Origin of the sequence: Erythrobacter aureus, from assembly GCF_003355455.1 — a bacterium.
Classification (GTDB): domain Bacteria; phylum Pseudomonadota; class Alphaproteobacteria; order Sphingomonadales; family Sphingomonadaceae; genus Qipengyuania; species Qipengyuania aurea.
The window spans coordinates 2,489,041-2,506,643 of record NZ_CP031357.1; the positions used below are offsets into that span (position 1 = coordinate 2,489,041).

At 62.5% G+C, this 17,603-nt stretch carries 16 protein-coding genes; 3 read left to right on the plus strand and 13 right to left on the minus strand.

All coding sequences use genetic code 11. The annotated features are described in order from the left end of the window. Nucleotides 1–126: 126 nt before the first annotated feature. From DVR09_RS12195 to DVR09_RS12205, 3 genes are all read right to left on the minus strand, one after another. Nucleotides 127–519, minus strand: coding sequence for a GxxExxY protein (locus tag DVR09_RS12195; RefSeq protein ID WP_115417151.1), 393 nt, complete (start codon nt 517–519; stop codon nt 127–129). A 63-nt stretch (nt 520–582) separates the two neighbouring features. Then, nucleotides 583–816 carry a helix-turn-helix domain-containing protein gene (locus tag DVR09_RS12200; protein ID WP_115417152.1) on the minus strand — a complete coding sequence of 78 codons (234 nt, stop codon included), beginning with the start codon at nt 814–816 and terminating at the stop codon, nt 583–585. Nucleotides 817–853: 37 nt separating this feature from the next. Next, nucleotides 854–2,065 carry a saccharopine dehydrogenase family protein gene (locus tag DVR09_RS12205; RefSeq protein WP_115417153.1) on the minus strand — a complete coding sequence of 404 codons (1,212 nt, stop codon included), beginning with the start codon at nt 2,063–2,065 and terminating at the stop codon, nt 854–856. Between the two features lie 67 nt (nt 2,066–2,132). Between DVR09_RS12205 and DVR09_RS12210 the strand changes: the two genes are divergently transcribed. The 3 genes from DVR09_RS12210 to DVR09_RS12220 all read left to right on the plus strand — a co-directional run bounded on the left by DVR09_RS12210 (nt 2,133) and on the right by DVR09_RS12220 (nt 4,063). Continuing rightward, a complete protein-coding gene (locus DVR09_RS12210) occupies nt 2,133–3,092 on the plus strand; it encodes a threonine ammonia-lyase (protein WP_115417154.1) in 960 nt (319 codons plus the stop codon). A 68-nt stretch (nt 3,093–3,160) separates the two neighbouring features. Then, nucleotides 3,161–3,613, plus strand: a complete 453-nt coding sequence (locus DVR09_RS12215; RefSeq protein ID WP_115417155.1) for an MAPEG family protein — start codon at nt 3,161–3,163, stop codon at nt 3,611–3,613. A gap of 15 nt (nt 3,614–3,628) precedes the next feature. Continuing rightward, entirely contained in the window at nt 3,629–4,063 is a 435-nt protein-coding gene (locus DVR09_RS12220) for an MAPEG family protein (RefSeq protein WP_115417156.1), read from the plus strand. Nucleotides 4,064–4,185: 122 nt separating this feature from the next. On the opposite strand, the gene trxB is transcribed toward DVR09_RS12220, so the two are convergent. The 10 genes from trxB to DVR09_RS12270 all read right to left on the minus strand — a co-directional run bounded on the left by trxB (nt 4,186) and on the right by DVR09_RS12270 (nt 17,597). Continuing rightward, nucleotides 4,186–5,151: a thioredoxin-disulfide reductase gene (gene trxB / locus DVR09_RS12225; protein WP_115417157.1), complete on the minus strand. Its 966-nt coding sequence runs from the start codon at nt 5,149–5,151 to the stop codon at nt 4,186–4,188. Nucleotides 5,152–5,212: 61 nt separating this feature from the next. Continuing rightward, complete coding sequence (locus DVR09_RS12230) at nt 5,213–5,992, minus strand: tyrosine-protein phosphatase (protein WP_115417158.1); 780 nt, start codon at nt 5,990–5,992, stop codon at nt 5,213–5,215. A 55-nt stretch (nt 5,993–6,047) separates the two neighbouring features. After that, the gene (locus tag DVR09_RS12235) at nt 6,048–7,388 is read right to left on the minus strand and encodes an alpha,alpha-trehalose-phosphate synthase (UDP-forming) (RefSeq protein ID WP_234041438.1); all 1,341 of its coding nucleotides are present in this window, start codon (nt 7,386–7,388) and stop codon (nt 6,048–6,050) included. Nucleotides 7,389–7,429: 41 nt separating this feature from the next. After that, entirely contained in the window at nt 7,430–9,217 is a 1,788-nt protein-coding gene (locus DVR09_RS12240) for a glycoside hydrolase family 15 protein (protein ID WP_115417159.1), read from the minus strand. Continuing rightward, nucleotides 9,214–9,864: a trehalose-phosphatase gene (gene otsB, locus DVR09_RS12245; RefSeq protein ID WP_234041439.1), complete on the minus strand. Its 651-nt coding sequence runs from the start codon at nt 9,862–9,864 to the stop codon at nt 9,214–9,216. The genes DVR09_RS12240 and otsB overlap by 4 nt, the downstream gene beginning before the upstream one ends. Beyond that, nucleotides 9,801–10,661, minus strand: a complete 861-nt coding sequence (locus DVR09_RS12250; RefSeq protein WP_115417160.1) for a retropepsin-like aspartic protease family protein — start codon at nt 10,659–10,661, stop codon at nt 9,801–9,803. The genes otsB and DVR09_RS12250 overlap by 64 nt, the downstream gene beginning before the upstream one ends. A 51-nt stretch (nt 10,662–10,712) precedes the next feature. Then, nucleotides 10,713–11,711 (minus strand): L-histidine N(alpha)-methyltransferase, encoded by a 999-nt coding sequence (gene egtD / locus DVR09_RS12255; protein ID WP_115417161.1) that lies wholly within the window; start codon nt 11,709–11,711, stop codon nt 10,713–10,715. Then, the gene (gene egtB, locus DVR09_RS12260) at nt 11,711–12,970 is read right to left on the minus strand and encodes an ergothioneine biosynthesis protein EgtB (RefSeq protein WP_115417162.1); all 1,260 of its coding nucleotides are present in this window, start codon (nt 12,968–12,970) and stop codon (nt 11,711–11,713) included. Before egtB ends, egtD begins: the two co-directional genes overlap by 1 nt. Before the next feature lie 191 nt (nt 12,971–13,161). Then, entirely contained in the window at nt 13,162–14,535 is a 1,374-nt protein-coding gene (locus tag DVR09_RS12265) for a class II 3-deoxy-7-phosphoheptulonate synthase (protein WP_115417163.1), read from the minus strand. 122 nt (nt 14,536–14,657) lie between these two features. Further along, complete coding sequence (locus DVR09_RS12270; protein ID WP_115417946.1) at nt 14,658–17,597, minus strand: M16 family metallopeptidase; 2,940 nt, start codon at nt 17,595–17,597, stop codon at nt 14,658–14,660. Between the last annotated feature and the right edge of the window lie 6 nt (nt 17,598–17,603).

Below are 17,603 nucleotides of genomic sequence, written 5' to 3' on the forward strand. Positions count from 1 at the left end.
CCTTCGGCTCTGTTCAGACCGGAACAGGGTGTGAGCCGCGATCCGCAGGCTTTGGTTTTCATTGAAATATTCTGCCTTTTTCGGGTTCGCGCAGAGAACGCAGAGGAAAGGAGATCGCAGAGGGAATTACTCGGGGCGGTAATTGTTCACCAGCCTTCTGATGCCTTCGCGCATGGTGGGCGCAGAGAAGTTGAGGAGCAGCCCTACGGGCTGTTTGGTCAGACGCAAATAGGTGAGCATCTGCTTGGCGTGAACCTTGCTCAACTGCTCGACCGACTTGATCTCCAGGATGAGCGCATTTTCGACCAGAATATCGATCTTGAATGCCGCGCCGAAGGCGTGGCCGTCGAATTCTATGGGCACCGGCACTTGCCGTTCCGCCCGCAAGCCACGCTTCTCGATACGACCGGCCAGGACCGTTTCATAAACAGTCTCGAAGAGGCCCGGTCCCAACTCCCGATGGATACCTATCGCCTCCTCGATAACGACAGAGGAAATCTGGTCGTTTGATCCCCTCACTCTCTGCGACCTCCTTCCCTCTGCGTTCTCTGCGCGAACCAACCACTGGTAGAGACAGCCCCACTATTTCATTATTTTATGTGTGTCGCGCGCTGCAAGAAGGTCACCGACGGACACCCCAAGAACCCGAGCCAACGCTCTCAAGTTCGACAGAGAGGGGTCGCGACGCTCAAGCTCCAAATGACCGATATTTACCGCCGTCATTCCCAAGGCGTTGCCCAACTCCTTCTGTGTCATGCCACGCAATTTGCGGAACTCTCTTATCCGGTTAGGGTATTCCTCAAGCCGAGTCGTCATGCGCCTTCTCCGTTAAATCGGATAACGCATAGTTATATTAGAACCCAACCGGCCCGTCGAGCTCCTTCACCTGCCAGGGCAGGCCGTGTTCATTGAGCATGTCCATGAAGGGATCGGGGTCCATTTCTTCCATGTTGAAAACCCCGTCGCCGTCCCATTTTCCGGTGACCATCATGGCCGAACCGATCATCGCCGGAACGCCGGTCGTATAGGAAACTGCCTGGTTGCCAGTTTCTTCGTATGCGGCCTCATGGGAGCAGATGTTGTTGATATAAAATGTCTTTTCGCCCGATCCGTAGAGCGCCTCGCCGGTCGCGATCACGCCGATATTGGTGTTGCCCTTGGTTGTTTCGCCCAGCGTTTCGGGCTTGGGCAGCACGGCGGCAAGGAATTGCAGCGGGATGATGTCTTTGCCCTGATAGCGGACCGGATCGATGCGCGTCATGCCGACATTCTGCAGCACGGTCAGATGCTTGATGTATTCGTCGCCAAAGGTCATCCAGAAGCGCGCGCGCTCCAGCTCGGGATTGAACTTGGCGAGGCTTTCCAGCTCCTCGTGATACATCATGTACATGTTTTTGGCGCCGACCGCCTCGAAATCGAATTCGACTTTCTTGCCCATCGCCGGTGTTTCGACCCATTCGCCACCTTCCCAGTGACGCGCGGGCGCGGTCACTTCGCGAATATTGATTTCCGGGTTGAAGTTGGTGGCGAAGGCCTGGCCGTGATCGCCGCCATTGCAGTCGAGAATGTCGAGTTGGCGGATGGTCTTCAGCTTGTGCTTCTTGAGCCACATGGTGAACACGCTGGTGACGCCCGGATCGAAGCCCGAACCGAGCAGCGCCATGAGCCCCGCCTCTTTGAAGCGGTCGTGATAGGCCCACTGCCACTTGTATTCGAATTTGGCTTCGTCCTTGGGCTCGTAATTCGCGGTGTCGAGGTAATCGACGCCCGCTTCGAGGCAGGCGTCCATGATTGGCAAATCCTGATACGGCAGCGCCAGGTTGACCACGAGGCTCGGCCCGACCTTGCGGATCAGATTGACCATCGCGGGGACTTCTTCCGCGTCGATTTCGTAAGTCGCCACGTCCTGCCCCGTGCGCTCCTTCACCGAAGCGGCGATCGCATCGCATTTGGACTTCGTGCGGCTGGCAAGGTGGATGTCCGAAAAAATTTCGGCGTTCATCGCCATTTTATGGACGCAGACGCTGCTGACACCGCCGGCACCGATCACCAGGACTGTCGACATGGGTAAAACCTCTTTCGTGAAAATTCGAATCTTGCGCGCCCCCTAGCGAAATGCGTTAGGTGCGCCAATGATCCGAGACGAAATCCGCATGCCGACCCGCCAGGGCGTTCTTGCCGCCGCCGATTCCATCGGTCGCATCTTGCCGCCGACGCCGCTGCTGCCGATCGAGATCGAAGGCGTGCGCTGTCATGTTAAGGCGGAGAGCCTGCAACCGGTGGGCGCGTTCAAGATCCGCGGCGGCTGGTGGCGGCTGTCCAACCTGTCCGACGAGGAGAAGAGGCGCGGCGTGGTCGCGGTGTCTTCGGGCAATCATGCACAAGGGGTGGCCTGGGCGGCCCGGCGGCTGGGTATCGCGGCGGCTATCGTCATGCCGCGCAATGCGCCCCGGGTAAAGCTGGAGGCGACGCGGGCGCTGGGGACGGAGATCGTGCTCTACGACCGACCCGGCGAGGATCGCGACGAAGTGGCTGCAAGGCTGGTGAAGGAACGCGGCGCCGTGTTGGTGCATGCTTTCGGCGATCCCTGGGTAATCGAAGGCCAGGGTAGCGCGGGCGTCGAGATCGAGGCGCAGCTCGGCCGCAGCCCTTCGCGACTGGTAGTGTGCTGCGGGGGCGGCGGATTGGCGGCCGGTCTCGCCCTCGCCTGTCCGGATAGCGCGATTCACGTGGTCGAGCCCGAAGGGTGGGACATGGTGGGTCGGGCGCTCGCAAATGGGGAGATCGTGCATGTCGGGGACGATCCGCCCTCGACGATCTGCGACGCCTTGCAACCCGATGCAACCAAGCCCATCAACCTCGCGGTTCTCTCAGGCCGCGCCAAACCGGGCGTGACGGTAACCGACGAAGAGGTGCGCGCCGCGCAGCGTTTCGCCTTCGCGAGGCTCAACCTGGTGGCCGAACCGGGCGGTGCCGCCGCGCTGGCCGCAGCGCTTGCCGGAAAAGTGCCGGTGGACGAGGATACCGTGATCCTGCTCACCGGCGGCAATACCGACCCCGCAAGCTTTGCCGCGACACTGGTCGATACATAGTTGCGTTTGACAATCGATCCTGCGGCCCGCAATCCTTCGGGCTGAGATCGAGAGGGGAGAATTCGACAATGCAAGCCCAGATGCTCGCACCTGCCGCGGTGCTCGTGGCATGGTCGCTCGTCATGCTGTTCTGGATGGCCTTCACACGCTTTCCCGCGCTGGCAAAGGTCGGCATCGCTGTCGGCAATGCGCCGGCCGGTGTGCGCGGGCAGGATAGCGAAGCCGCGCTGCCGCCGCAGGTGAACTGGAAATCGCACAATTACACGCACCTGATGGAACAGCCCACGGTCTTCTACGCGGCCGTGGTCATCATCGCGATCATGGGTCCGAGCGCCGGAGACGCACTGGCGGCGTGGATCTATGTCGGCCTCAGGATCGTCCATTCGATCTGGCAGGCAACGGTGAACAAGGTTCCCGTCCGCTTCATGCTTTTCCTGGCAGGATCGCTGGTGCTGGTCTTCCTCGCCTACCGTGCCCTATCGCTGACCCTCTTCCACGATCCCGGCCTCGCGCCGGCCTGACGGAGTTCCCGACCGATGATCGAATCGCAAATCCTGCAGCCCGTCGTCGCGCTCATGGTATGGACCATGATCATGTGGCTGTGGATGTATGCCACCCGTATTCCGGCGATGTCGGAGGCGGGAATCGAACCCAACGATGCGCGCCGGACAAAGGCGCTCGACGAGGAGCTGCCAGCCGAAGTCCAGTGGAAAGCGCATAATTACAACCACCTGCATGAGGCACCGACCGTCTTTTATGCGGTTGCCCTGCTGCTGGCCTTGGTCGGTTCGGGCGACGGGATGAATGCGCTGATCGCGTGGATTTACGTCGGTCTCAGGGTGATCCACTCGCTGGTGCAGGCGACCGCGAATGTCGTGATGGTGCGCTTCGTGCTCTACGCGCTGTCGAGCGTGGCGCTGATGGTGCTGATCTTCCACGCAGCCATCGTGGTGTTCGACATCCACATGTAAGCACCGACAGTCATTGCGAGGAGCCGGAGGCTCCGCGGCAATCCATCTTCCAGCGCGGCAAACCGCCGCGACGTCCGAAGAGGGATTGCTTCGTCTTCGGCTCGCAATAACTGGAGCGGGCTTTATTCCGCCGCTTCGCGCTCCGCCACGTCGAGCGTGGCGAGGAAGCGCTCGGCATCGAGCGCGGCCATGCAGCCCATGCCCGCCGCAGTCACCGCCTGGCGATAGGTATGGTCGGTGACGTCGCCTGCCGCGAATACGCCCGGGATCTCGGTCTTGGGCGAGCCGGGTTCGGTCAGCAGATAGCCGCCCTCGTCCATCGGCAGCTTGCCCTTGAACAGTTCGGTCGCGGGCGCGTGGCCGATAGCTACGAAGGCGCCGTCGACTTCCAGCGTGCTGTCCTCGCCGGTCACGGTATCGCGCAGGTTGAGGTGGCCCAGCGCGCCACCCGGGCCGGCCTCGAAGCTTTCGACGGTCTTGTTCCAGACACAGGTGATCTTGGGGTGGTTGAGCAGGCGCTCCTGCAGAATTTTCTCCGCGCGCAGCTCGTCGCGGCGGTGGATCAGGGTCACATCGTCCGAGTGGTTGGTGAGGTAGAGCGCTTCCTCGACCGCGGTATTGCCGCCACCGATCACAGCGACCTTCTTGCCGCGATAGAAGAACCCATCGCAGGTCGCGCAGGCGGACACGCCCTTGCCGCCCAGTTCCTGCTCACCCGGAACGCCCAGCCACTTGGCCTGCGCGCCGGTACAGATCACCAGCACGTCGGCGATATATTCATCGCCGCTGTCGCCCACGGCCTTGAAGGGCGAACCGTTCGACAGGTCGACATCGACGATCGTATCCCACATCATCCGCGTGCCGACGTGTTCGGCCTGCTTCTGCATCTGTTCCATCAGCCAGGGGCCTTGGATAACGTCGGCAAAGCCGGGATAGTTCTCGACATCGGTGGTGATCGTCAACTGGCCGCCCGGTTGGAGGCCCTGCACCACGATCGGCTCCATCATCGCGCGCGCGCCGTAAATGGCGGCGGAGTATCCCGCCGGGCCGGAGCCGATGATGAGCATTTTGGTGCGATGGGTAGCCATGTCGTCAAATCCGTCAGTCTGAAAAGGTATCGCGGCTATATGGGAACCGGCGAACCGAGAGTCACGCCACGAAGCGTGCAATCAGCGCATCGCGCAGTGCGTCATCCACACCTATCGCCCGTTCGAGATAGCCATCGAAGCTGCCATGCCGCTGGCTCGCGATTTCGAGATAGCGGTCGAGATATTCTTCGCGCACGCCGAGCAGGTCCTTCGCCGCGCCTTCGTCGAGCTTGCGCCCCAGCCGCGCCTCGATTCCCGGAAGCGACTGGCGCGCGAGAACATCGAAGGTCGGGCTGTCATTGGTGCGCAGGAATTCGCGGCGCTGATCGTCTTCCGACACGCCGAGGATATGCAGCAGCATGGTCGCCGCAACACCGGTGCGGTCCTTGCCGGCATAACAATGCACCAGGCTCGCGCCCTCCCGCTCGACGAGGATATTGAGATAGCGTCCGAACATGTCGATCATCGCCGGGTTGTCGGGCATACGGGTGTAGACCGCTAGCATCCGTTCGCGCGCGAAGTCGGAAGCGGCCATGTCCGGATCGATATCCATATGTGGCGGGCTGCTGGTCGTCTCCCCGTCGTAGAAGACCACCTCGCCATCGAATCCTTCGACCCTGCGGCAGGGATGGGCCGAACGCTCGCTTTGCCCGCGCAGATCGATAACCGTGTGGATGCCGAGGTGGGCGATGGCCGAAAGGTCTGTATCGGTGGCCTCGACATGGTGGCCCGAGCGGTAGAGCAGGCCGGTGCGCACCGTCCCGCCGCCGCGCGTCTTCCAGCCGCCGTAATCGCGGAAATTGTGGATGCCCTGGGTGTCGAGAAATGCGTCGCGAATCATGCGCGGGACGGTGGCAGCCGCGCAGGGTATGCGCAATCGCGCAGCGGACCGCGCCTTACGAAAGGTCGCGCAGGAAGTTCGCGGTCCATTGCTGCACATTGTCGTCGCGCACCGTCGCAATCATCTTCTCATGGCGGCTCTTGCGCTCTGCGAGCGGCATGTCGAGCGCGGTGCGGATCGCATGGTCGATATCGTCGGGGCTGTGCGGATTGACCAGCACGGCATCGGGCAATTGCGCGGCGGCCCCGGCGAAGCGCGACAGGATCAGCACGCCCGGGTCCTCCGGGTCCTGCGCAGCGACATATTCCTTGGCTACGAGGTTCATCCCGTCGCGCAAGGGGGTCACGAGACCGATCTTCGCGGCGCGAAAAAAGCCGAATAGTTCGGCATGGCTGTAGCCGCGATTGACGTAGCGGATCGGCACCATGTCGACCTCGCTGCGCGCGCCGTTGATCTGGCCGCATTTCTGTTCCAGCTCGGCGCGGATCGCCTGATAGCTCTCGACATCTTCACGGCTGGGCGGTGCGATCTGGATGAAAACGAGATCGCGCACGCGCTCGGGATTTCTTTCGAAGAAACGGCCGATCCCGTCGATACGTTCGGGCAGTCCCTTGGAATAATCGAGCCGGTCGACCCCGATCATCGCGGTGCGACGGCGGGTCGAACTGAGCAAGCGCTGCTGTGCCTGCCGCGCGTCACCGGTTTCGCCGAGGCGGGAAAAATGATCCCAATCGATGCCAATGGGATAGGCACGCGCCAATGTGGTGCGCCCTTCGAACGTGACCGCGCCGCTCCCCTTGTCGACCTGGGCGCCAAGCTCGTTCTCGCAATAGTGCAGGAAGCTGTCGAGCCATTCTTCCGTCTGGAAGCCGACCACGTCGTAGTAGAGCAAGGTGCGTACTAGGCGCTCGTGGTAAGGGAGCGAAACGAACAGGCGCGTTGCAGGCCAAGGGATGTGGAGGAAGAAGCCGATCCGGTTTTTAAGCCCGCGCGAGCGCAGCCGTTCACCGAGTGGGATCAGGTGATAATCGTGGACCCATACGACATCCTCGGGCTCGATCAGCGGCGCGGACAAGTCGGCAAAGCGCTCGTTGACCCGCTCGTAGCCCTTGCCCGTCTCGCGTTCGTATTCGGCAAGGTCGAGGCGATAATGGAACAACGGCCAGAGTGTCGAATTGGCATAGCCATTATAATATTCGTCGATATCGCGCTGCGAGAGGTCGATCGTGGCGGTGGTCACGCCATCGCTGGTCTGCGTGTCGATATGGCCGGTCCGCCCCGAGCCGCTTTCCTGTCCGGACCAGCCGAACCACAGGCCCTTGCGCGATTTCAGCGCCGCATGAAGCGCACCCGCCAAACCACCCTGCGCCCCCGCCGCGCCGCGCGCCTTGGGCACCGCGACACGGTTCGAGATGACAACAAGGCGGGGATCGGTGCTCAGCGCACTTCGCTCCAGGGTTTGCTCAACAGTCCGGCACAATTGATTATACCAACCAGCGAGTAGGTCTGCGGGAAGTTCCCCCACAGCTCGCCGGTTTCATAATCGAGATCTTCGCTTAGTAACCCCGAACTGGTCGTGTGACTGAGCATCGAGCAGAAGATCTCGCGCGCTTCCTCCTCCCGACCGACCAGCCCCAGAGCCTCGATCAGCCAGAAGGTGCAGACGTTGAAGGCCGTCTCTGGCGCGCCGAAATCGTCCTCGGCGGCGTAGCGCAGCATGTGATCGCCCCGGCGCAGGTCGCGTTCGACCGCGGCGAAGGTTTTCAGAAAACGCTCGTCGTCCGGCTTGAGATAGCGCAATTCCACCAATTGCAGCAGGCTGGCATCGAGATAGCCGTTTTCGAAACTGGCTCCATAATGCTGGCCCTGCTTCTTCCAGGCATTCGTCTCAATCGTCTCCCGGATCGCTTCGGCGCGCTTCTTCCAGAAAACCACCCGATCGCCTTTGCCCAGCGTCGCAGCGACATTGGCGAGCCGGTCGCACGCTGCCCAGCACATAACGGCCGAATAGGTGTGCACTTCCTGCCGGGTGCGGAATTCCCACAGGCCCGCATCGGGCTTGTCATGCTTGGCCCAGGCCGCCTCGCCTACTTCCTCCAGATGGGCGAAATCGCGCTCGTCGGCCATGCGCAGCAAACGTGTGTCGAAGAAAGCCTGCGCGGTCGGCATGACGATCTGGCCGTAGCAATCGTACTGCACCTGCTTGTAGGCGGCATTGCCAACGCGGACAGGCCCCATGCCGCGATATCCGGCAAGATGCTCAGCCTCGGACTCGTGGAGGTCGTCGGCACCCATGACCGAATAGAGCGGCTGGATCTGCCCGCCGCGCGCCTGGTCGACGATATTGCGCAAATAGGCGAGGTATTTCTCCAGCACGTCGAGCGCGCCGAGGCGATTGAGCGCCTGCACGGTGTAATAGCTGTCGCGGATCCAGCAATAGCGATAGTCCCAGTTGCGCTGGCTGTTCGCGGCTTCGGGAATCGATGTGGTCAGCGCGGCGACAATCGCGCCGGTTTCCTCGTGCTGACACAGTTTGAGCGCAATCGCCGCGCGGATCGTCTCTTCCTGCCATTCGAGCGGGATGTGCAGGCCGCGTACCCAGTGCCGCCAGTACCGCGCGGTCATCGCCTCCATCCGGCGTACCTCGTCGCGGATGTTGCCGACGAAGGGTTCGTCCGGACCAAGGAAGAAATGCTGGTCGCTCTCCACGCGGTAGCTGCGCCCTTCGAGGATGTAGCCGACAGGCGCATCGGTCGACAGGCGCAGTGCCTGCGGGCCGATCAGGTAGCGGACGTGGTTGGTGCCATTGGTGGTTGCGGCCAGCCCCGCCCCGTAATCCTTCATCGGCGTGAGTACGACGCGCATGCGCGGAGCGCCGGCCACGGGCCTTACGATACGGGCATAGGCTACAGGCCGGTACATTCGGCCCGAACGCTCGAACCGCGGCGCGAAATCGTGGATTTCGACCGCACTGCCATCCTCACTCTCGAGGCGGGTGACCAGGATCGCGGTGTTGCGTTCGTAGCGCTGCGTGGCCTTGGTCTGGCCGTCGAGTTCGAAGCGCCAGATGCCCCGGTCGCGAACATCGCCATTAAGCAGCGAGCAAAACACCGGATCACCATCGACTCGCGGAACGCACCCCCAGACGAAGGCGCCCTCGCGATCCAACAGCGCGCTGACCTGACAATTGCCGATGGGGGACAGCTCGAGATCGGCCTGCATCATATCTCCAACCAATGGTGCACTGCAGCAACGTTGTCGAGCCTGTATTGTGCCCGCTCGCTGGGGCGTTCGCCCACGGCAATGCCGAAACCGCCAAAATCGGCCGCGCCTGCAAAACCATCCTCATCGGTCACATCGTCGCCGATGAAGAGCGGCATCGCGCCGACAAAGGGCGGTTGTTCCATGAATGCTTCAACGGCGCCCCGTTTGCTGGCACCGGGTCGGACCAGTTCGACCACTGCTTTCCCGCGTTTGACCGCCAGCCCGTGTTTGTCGGCAAGGTCGGCGGCAAAAGCCTGCGCCTGTTTTTCGTATTCAGGCCGCTGGCGATAATGCAGGGCGCCGCCATGGGTCTTCAGCTCGAAGAGCAAGCCATGATCCTGAGCAAAATGGCGCAGCTTCGTAATCACCTCGTCCGGCAGCGGCGCGGGTATCGATCCGGCGGGACGCCCATCGGCATGGATTCGATCCAGGCCGTGCGATCCGGCCCGCGCGAGGTCGAGCCGGCCCAGATGCCGTTCCACATCATCCAGCGCGCGCCCGCTGACAAGTGCCAACCGGCCCTCCAGCCGGTCCCGCAACACCCTCAGCCGATCGCCCATATCCGGGGGAACGAGGATGGCATCGGGATCGGATGCGATCTCGACCAAGGTCCCGTCGAAATCGAGAAACACCGCCAGGGAACCCTGCGAAAGCAGAGTGCCAAGTGGCGGGGTGCGGGAAGCGCGATCGCACGGTCCATGGATGGCAGGCCTAGCGGCTCGCGCCGCGCGATCCAACGGCGGATTTTACGAAATCGTATCCTCGGTGCGGGGACCAGGATCAGGGTATTGTCCTCCACCCGCCACGATCCCAGCCGCGCAAGCACATTCATGCCGATGACGTTGAAATCGCCGAAGCTCTCCGCGATCGCCGCATCGGTCCCGCTGGCGCTGACATTGCCGAAGGTCAGGCTGTCGACCGTGGCGACATGGGCCTGGACCGTGCCATTGGCCGTGCCGAGCATGATCGGAATGCCGCCGCGCCGCGGCTCAAGCCCCGCGCGTTCGGCCAGGGGCGCGGATATCGCGGTCAAAGTGGCTCCGGTATCGATCATGAAATTGCCGGGCACGCCATTGACCTCGGCACGCACCCAGAAATGCCCGTCCGCCGAAAGGGGAATGCGGGTTTCGCCGCCCTCGACCATTTGTTCGGGCAGCCCGATCTGTGGCACCGCCACGTCGAAGCGCGGATCGAAACGGGACAGTTGCAGCACCACCGTCAGCAGGATCAGCCCAAGCGCGAGCGAACTCGCAATGCGCAGAATGCCGCCCAGCGCCGAACGCCTGGCGACTACGGCACCGATCCAGCCCAATGCCATCGCCGCCAGCGCCGCGATCAGCAACTCCGAACGCGGAATCGCGCGCAGGGTATCGGCGACTGCCTGAAAGACGGGTTCGAGATCCATTTATCCCATATAGGAACGGGGCCATGAAGCGTCCATGACCCCTGTAGTCGGTCAGGGCGCTTCGCGTTGCTCCGTCGCAATCGCCAGGATGACCGAGAACCGTTCTTCCTCGTCCAGCCATCGCCGGACCGGCGTCCAGCCACCGGCAAGCAACAGCGTGTAGGCACTGCGCCGGGTGAACTTGTGGCTGTTTTCCGTATGGATCGTCTCGCCCTTTCGTAGCGAGAATTTCTCTCCCGAAACCTCGAAGGAGAAATCACGCGTCGCGCGCAGATGCATTTCGATCCGCGCCAGATCGTCGTTCCACACCGCGCTGTGCTCGAGAGCGGCCGGGTCGATCGTGCCGTCGAGTTCGCGGTTTATCCGCCTGACCAGATTGGTGTTGAATGCCGCCGTCACGCCTTCCGCGTCGTCATAGGCCGCTTCCAGGACAGCCCGATCCTTGACCAGATCCATCCCGATCAACAACATCGGGCTTTCGCCCTCGTCGGCGCCGAGCGTTGCACGCATCGAACGCAGCAGATCGACGGCCGTGCGTGGCACCATATTTCCAATCGTCGAGCCGGGGAAGAAACCGAGCTTCGCCAGCGCGGATACCTCGTCTGGCAGGCTGACGCGGCGCATGAAGTCCGCCTCCACGGGGTAGACTGGCAGGCCGGGGAATTTTTGTGCCAGGGCGGCCGCGCTCTGACGCAGAAAATCGCCCGATATATCGAGCGGAACGTAAGCGGCGGGCGCGATCGCCTCGAGCAATAGCGGCGTCTTCACCGAGCTGCCGGAGCCGAATTCCACCACGGCCCGTTCCGGCCCGATGAGATCGGCGAATTGCGCACCTTGCGCGCCGAGTATCTCGGTTTCGGCACGGGTCGGATAATATTCGGCGACCCGCGTGATCTGTTCGAACAGGCGAGACCCTTCCTCATCGTAGAACCACCGGGCGGGCACCGCCTTCTGTTGCTGGCGAAGACCTTTCAGGACATCGGCGCGAAAAGCCCGGTCGACGCCGTCCTCGTCCAGATCGACGAGGGAAATTCCGGTTTCGGCTTTCATCAGATATCCTTTGCCAGACGCAGGCCGGTGAACTGCCATCGCTGGTGCGGGTAGAAGAAGTTTCGGTAGCTGGCGCGCGAATGGCCGCGTACCGTCGCGCAGCTCGCGCCCTTCAGCACGAACTGACCGCTCATGAATTTGCCGTTGTATTCGCCCACAGCGCCAGCCGCTGGCTTGAAGCGGGGATAGGGCAGATAGGCCGAACGCGTGAATTGCCAGCAATCGCCAAACAGGCCGTCAGCGCCAATTGGAAGCGGCGGCGATGCGCCATCCAACTGATTTCCGCCATTTGGGTCGTGCGCGGGGCCTTCCCCTTCTTGGCCACGGGCTATCGCCTCCCACTCGAACTCGGTCGGCAAGCGCTTACCCGCCCAGGTCGCAAAGGCGTCCGCCTCGTAATAGGAGATATGCGTGACCGGCGCATTCGGATCGCGCTCTCGCCAGCCGGAATGGGTGAACTGTTCGCCATCGCGCCAGTAAAGCGGCGCATCGATAGCCTTATCGCGCACCCAGGCCCAGCCGTCGGAAAGCCACAATTTCGCCGCCTGGTAGCCGCCATCGGCTATGAAATCCGCCCATTCGCGATTCGTCACCAGGCGCGAGGACAGCGCAAAGGGTTCGAGCAGGACGCGGTGCGCAGGCCCTTCATTGTCGAACGCAAATCCATCCGATTGATGGCCGATACGCGCGATACCGCCTGGATGGCGCAGCCACCCGTCACTTCGTGACTTCGCCTGCTTCCCGGCCACATCCCACATCGCCGCGCCGAGCGGGTTCTGGAACAACGCATGTTTGATATCGGTCAGCAGCAATTCCTGATGCTGCTGTTCATGCGCCATGCCAAGCTCGATAAGCGGTGCAAGCTCTTCGCGGTCGATCAACCGGGCCATCGCCGCATCGACATGCGCGCGCCAGGCCAGGACCTCTTCCAGTGTGGGCCGCGACAGCATCCCGCGCGAAAACCGCGCAATGCGTTCCCCCTCCGCCTCGTAATAGGAGTTGAAGACGAAGGGCCAATCGTCGTCGAACAACGCGTATCCATCAAGGTGATCGCGCAGAAGGAACGTTTCCCAGAACCACGTCGTATGTGCGAGGTGCCATTTGGCCGGGCTGGCATCTTCCATCGACTGGATGGTTGCATCGCCATCGCTGAGCGGTGCGACCAGCGCTTCGCTCAGATTGCGCAAGGCGGCATAGCGAACCGCGAGCGCATCGCCGAGCGCCGGAGCGGGTTGGGATCTGGTTTGGGCATGGGACATTCCATCCCCCCTTCATGACGGTCACCGACACATGGCGACCGTCTCCCACCATGGCGTATTTCAGTGACCGTTTAAAGGCCGGAGGGCGAAAAACCCCTTTCGAACAAGCGTATGGCAGGAAGTTCAGGTAAGTTGCTGCGCATCCCGAGCGATCCCTGCAGGCGCCGGTTCTGCCCTGTTTCCCGCGAAGCTCAGGCCGCGTTCGCTTGCCGCACGCCGTGTTCCTCATTGAGCATCTCTGCGATGAGGAAAGCCAGCTCGAGCGACTGCGCGGCGTTGAGGCGCGGATCGCAATGTGTGTGATAGCGATCCTTTAGCGCCTCGTCGGTGATGGCCACCGCACCCCCCACGCATTCGGTCACGTCCTGTCCGGTCATCTCGATATGGATGCCGCCCGGATGCGTGCCTTCCGCGCGGTGCACAGCGAAGAAACCCTTAACCTCTCGCAGAATGCGATCGAAAGGTCGTGTCTTGTAGCCGCTTTCCGACTTCACAACATTGCCGTGCATCGGATCACAGCTCCACACCACCGGATGGCCTTCCGCCTTCACCGCGCGAACGAGGCGCGGCAGGCCGTCTTCCACCTTATCGTGGCCGAAGCGGCTGATCAGGGTGATGCGCCCCGGCTCGCGCGCGGGATTGAGCGTGTCGAGCAGTTTCAGCAGCGCATCGGTTTCCAGGCTCGGCCCGCATTTCATGCCCAGCGGGTTTCCGATGCCGCGCGCGAATTCGATATGTGCACTATTTTCGAACCGGGTTCGGTCGCCGATCCAGACCATGTGCGCGGACGTGTCGTACCAATCGCCTGTCAGGCTGTCGCGCCGGGTCAAGGCCTGCTCGTAAGGCAGCAGCAAGGCCTCGTGGCTGGTGTAGAAGCTGGTGCGCTGCAATTGCGGCAGCACTTGCGGATCGACCCCGCAAGCCTCCATGAAGTCGAGCGCTTCGCCGATGCGGTCGGCGATATCCGAGAAACGGTCGGCCCATGGGCTGCGCCCCATGAAATCGAGCGTCCACTGGTGAACCTGGCGCAAATTGGCATACCCGCCAGTCGCGAAGGCGCGCAGGAGGTTGAGCGTAGCCGCCGCCTGCGAGTAGGCGCGGACCATACGCTGCGGATCGTTGGTGCGGGAATCCGCATCGAATTCGATGCCGTTGATGTTGTCGCCGAAATAGCTCGGCAGCGTAACGGAGCCTTGCGTTTCGGTATTGGAACTTCGCGGCTTGGCGAATTGGCCTGCCATGCGGCCGACCTTCACCACCGGCTTTTTGCTGGCGAAGGTCATCACCACCGCCATCTGCAACAGCACACGGAAAGTATCGCGGATATTGTTGGGATGAAATTCGGCGAAGCTTTCCGCGCAATCGCCGCCCTGCAACAGGAAGGCGCGGCCTTCGGCCACATCGGCAAGGTCGGCCTTGAGCGCGCGTGCCTCGCCCGCGAAGACCAGCGGGGGATGCGTTTCGAGCGTGGCGGTTGCCGTTTCGAGAGCAGCCGTGTCGAGATATTCGGGCAAGTGCCTTGCCTCATATCCCTGCCAGCTATCGGGTGCCCAGTTCGTCGCCATTGTCTCTTCCGTTTGCGGCGCCGGTCAAGGCGCCTGAGTGATCGCCTGTAGCAGACGAGCACGCATCATGGCGCAAGCAGCATTTGCTTGGCCAGCTTAAAACGTCGATTGCAGTGACCGCTTCAGCGGCCCGCTCCAGCATCGCCGACGGGTGCCGACCTTGCCAGGTCCTGACCCTGCGGAATGACCGCCAGCCGCCACGCCTCGCGCGAGGCGAAATACTTCTGGGCCAGCGCCTGCAGCGCGGCGGGCGGCGTCTGGGTATAGTCCGCCAGAAGGTACCGCAGCATCGGAACACGGCGGCTGTCCACGGTCGCACCTTCCAACTGATACAGCCAGAACAGATTGCCGGTCGAAGCGCGGCTGACATATTGGCGCAGCGGTTCCACCACACGATTGTATTCGTCTTCGCCAACCGGCTCGCTGGCCAGTTCCTTCGCGATACGTTCTGCCTCGGCGAAGAAGACGGGCACGTCTTCGGGCCGCAACTGCGCAAGCGCGGCGATGCGCCCGCCGCTATTCACGTCGCTGGGCCAGTCGGAACGGACCACCGGCGAATAGCTGGCACCGGCATGTTCGCGCATGGCGTCCATCAGCCGGTTGTTGAACAATGAGGCGAGCACTTCGAGGCGGCGCGATTCGCGCAGGTTCTCGACCCCCGCACCGCTGGGCCAGGCGAGGACCGCCGCGGCCTGATTGGCATCCCCGCGATGATAGCGCACCTCGGTCTCACCAGCTTCGGGAAAAGGCACGGGGCGATTCAACACCGCCTCCGGGGGCGTCTCGCGCGGTTCCAATGCGCCGAAGGTCTTGCGCAAGGTCTCGATCGTCGCATCCTTGTCGAACTCGCCGAAGACAAGGACTTCCACCGGCCCCTGCTTGAGCAGGGGTTCCCACACCGCGCGAAATTCCTCGGGCGTCGCCGCATCTAGCATGTCGGGCGTCGGCGTGCGGAAACGTGGATCGTTTCCGCGAAGGAGATATTCCAGATCGCGCTGGAGGATTCCGCTCGGATTGGCCGAATAGCTTTCATAAGCCAGTTTGCCCGCAGCCTTGGCCCGCGCCACGGGATTGGGATCCCAGCCCGGCATCGCCAACTTGGCCGCGAAAAGATAGAGCTGTTCGTCGAGGTCCGCTTCCCGCGTCTGCGCATAGAAGGTGAAAGCCCCGTCGCCGGTTTGGAACTCGAATCCGAATTTGCGGCCAGTCGAAAGCAGATCGAGCTGTTCCTGGTCCAGTTCGCCGATACCGGCCCCGATCAGTGCGGCATATCCGAGATTGGCATAAACCGACTGGTCCGCTTCGATTGCCCGGAACCCGGCGCCAAAACGGACCTTCACCGCCACCCGGCCGGGTTCGGCATCGTTAGACCAGAGGATCGCCTTTACACCATTGGAGAAATCGACCCGCTCGATATCGAGCACGCCGATCGGCCCTTGCACCTCGATTTCCCCGGGCTCGCCGACCGGCGGCAAATCGTCGAAGGAAATCGCCTCTGCGGCGATGCGCGCATTGCCATCGGCCTCGATCGGTTCGAGCAAGGCGCTGCGAATGGCCTGTTCGGTCGCCTCGCCGGTTGCCGGGGTGACATAGGCGGCGCGGATCACGTCGCCGGAAAACAGCGCGCGGGTGTGCTCGAGCACCAGTTCCGGCGTCACCGTTTCCCGCATCGAATTGAACACCATCAGAACCGTCTCCGGCGCGGCGATCGCTTCGCGGATATCGACTGCATTCACCACGTCGTCGGCAAGCCGTGGACCGGGCAATACGCGGCGTTGCTCGACCTGGCTCTTGAACACGATTTCGAACTCGGCGAGTTCACGGTCGATCTCTTCCCGGGATGGCGGGGTTGCCAGAGCATCGGCGATCACGGACCGGATATCGTCGAGAGCAGCGCGCCAGTCTTCGGTCAGCGGCGCGAAATTGACGAAGGTCATATCGGCCGATCGGCTGACATCGTCTTGCGCGACCTGTGCGTAGAGATAGCTGCCGCCCGCACGCGCACGCGCTTCGAGGCGGCGATTGATCAACGCCTGCGCCAGCGCATCGCGCAGCAAACCTTCGTTATAGGCGACGGTATCCAGAACCGGCCGCCACGGTCGCATGACCGCATAGGAAAAGGACCGCGGCAGGTCGGGTTCGACGACAACGCCGATTTCGCCAACCGGATTGGCCGGATCCGCCCCCGGGGGCGCGACCGGATCACCGAAGTCGGGCGCGGGAACATACGGCCCCTCGCCCTGCCAGTCGCCGAACCATTTCTCGATCTCCGCGGCGAGTTGCATCGGGTCCATGTCACCCGCCGCCGAAACCACCACATTCTCGGGTCGGTACCAGCGTTTGTAGAAGGCGCTTACGCTCGCTCCGGTAGCGGCGCCTAGGGTTGCTTCGGTCCCGATCGGAACGCGGTTTGCCAGGCGCTGACCCGCAAACAGGATTTCGCGGCTTGCGTTACCCGCCCGTTCCGAAGCGCCGCCGCGCTCGCGCTTTTCGGCCAGGACGATCGGCACTTCTGCCCCGACATTGGTATCGCTGAGGACCGGGCTGCGCACCATGCCCGAAAGCAGCTTCATGCTTTCGGCCAGCTTCGCTTCGTCGATATTGGGCAAATCGAGCTTGAAGACCGTTTCGGTCGGGCTGGTATGCGCGTTGGTATCGCTGCCGAAGGTCGCGCCAAGACGCTGCCAGGTGGGGATCGCCTCGCCCACCGCGAGATAGCGGCTTTCGCGGAACAGCAGATGCTCGAGCAAGTGCGCATATCCGCGCTCGCTATCTTCTTCATGGAGCGAGCCTGCATCGATCCGCACACGGATCGAAACCTGATCGGGCGGAACGCCGTTCTTGCGCACGGCATAACGCAAGCCGTTCGGCAACTCGCCGAAGATCCATTCCTTGTCACGCGGAACGTCGCTGCCTTCGTATATCCACGGCGTTTCATCGGGCTGAGCAACGAATTGAGGTGACGGCTCGGCCGGTTCCTGCGCGAGCATGGGCTGCGGGAAGAGCAGCGCGGCGGGAAGGATGAGCGCGAAACGCCGGAAAGCACGCGAGAAATGAGTCATGCAAGG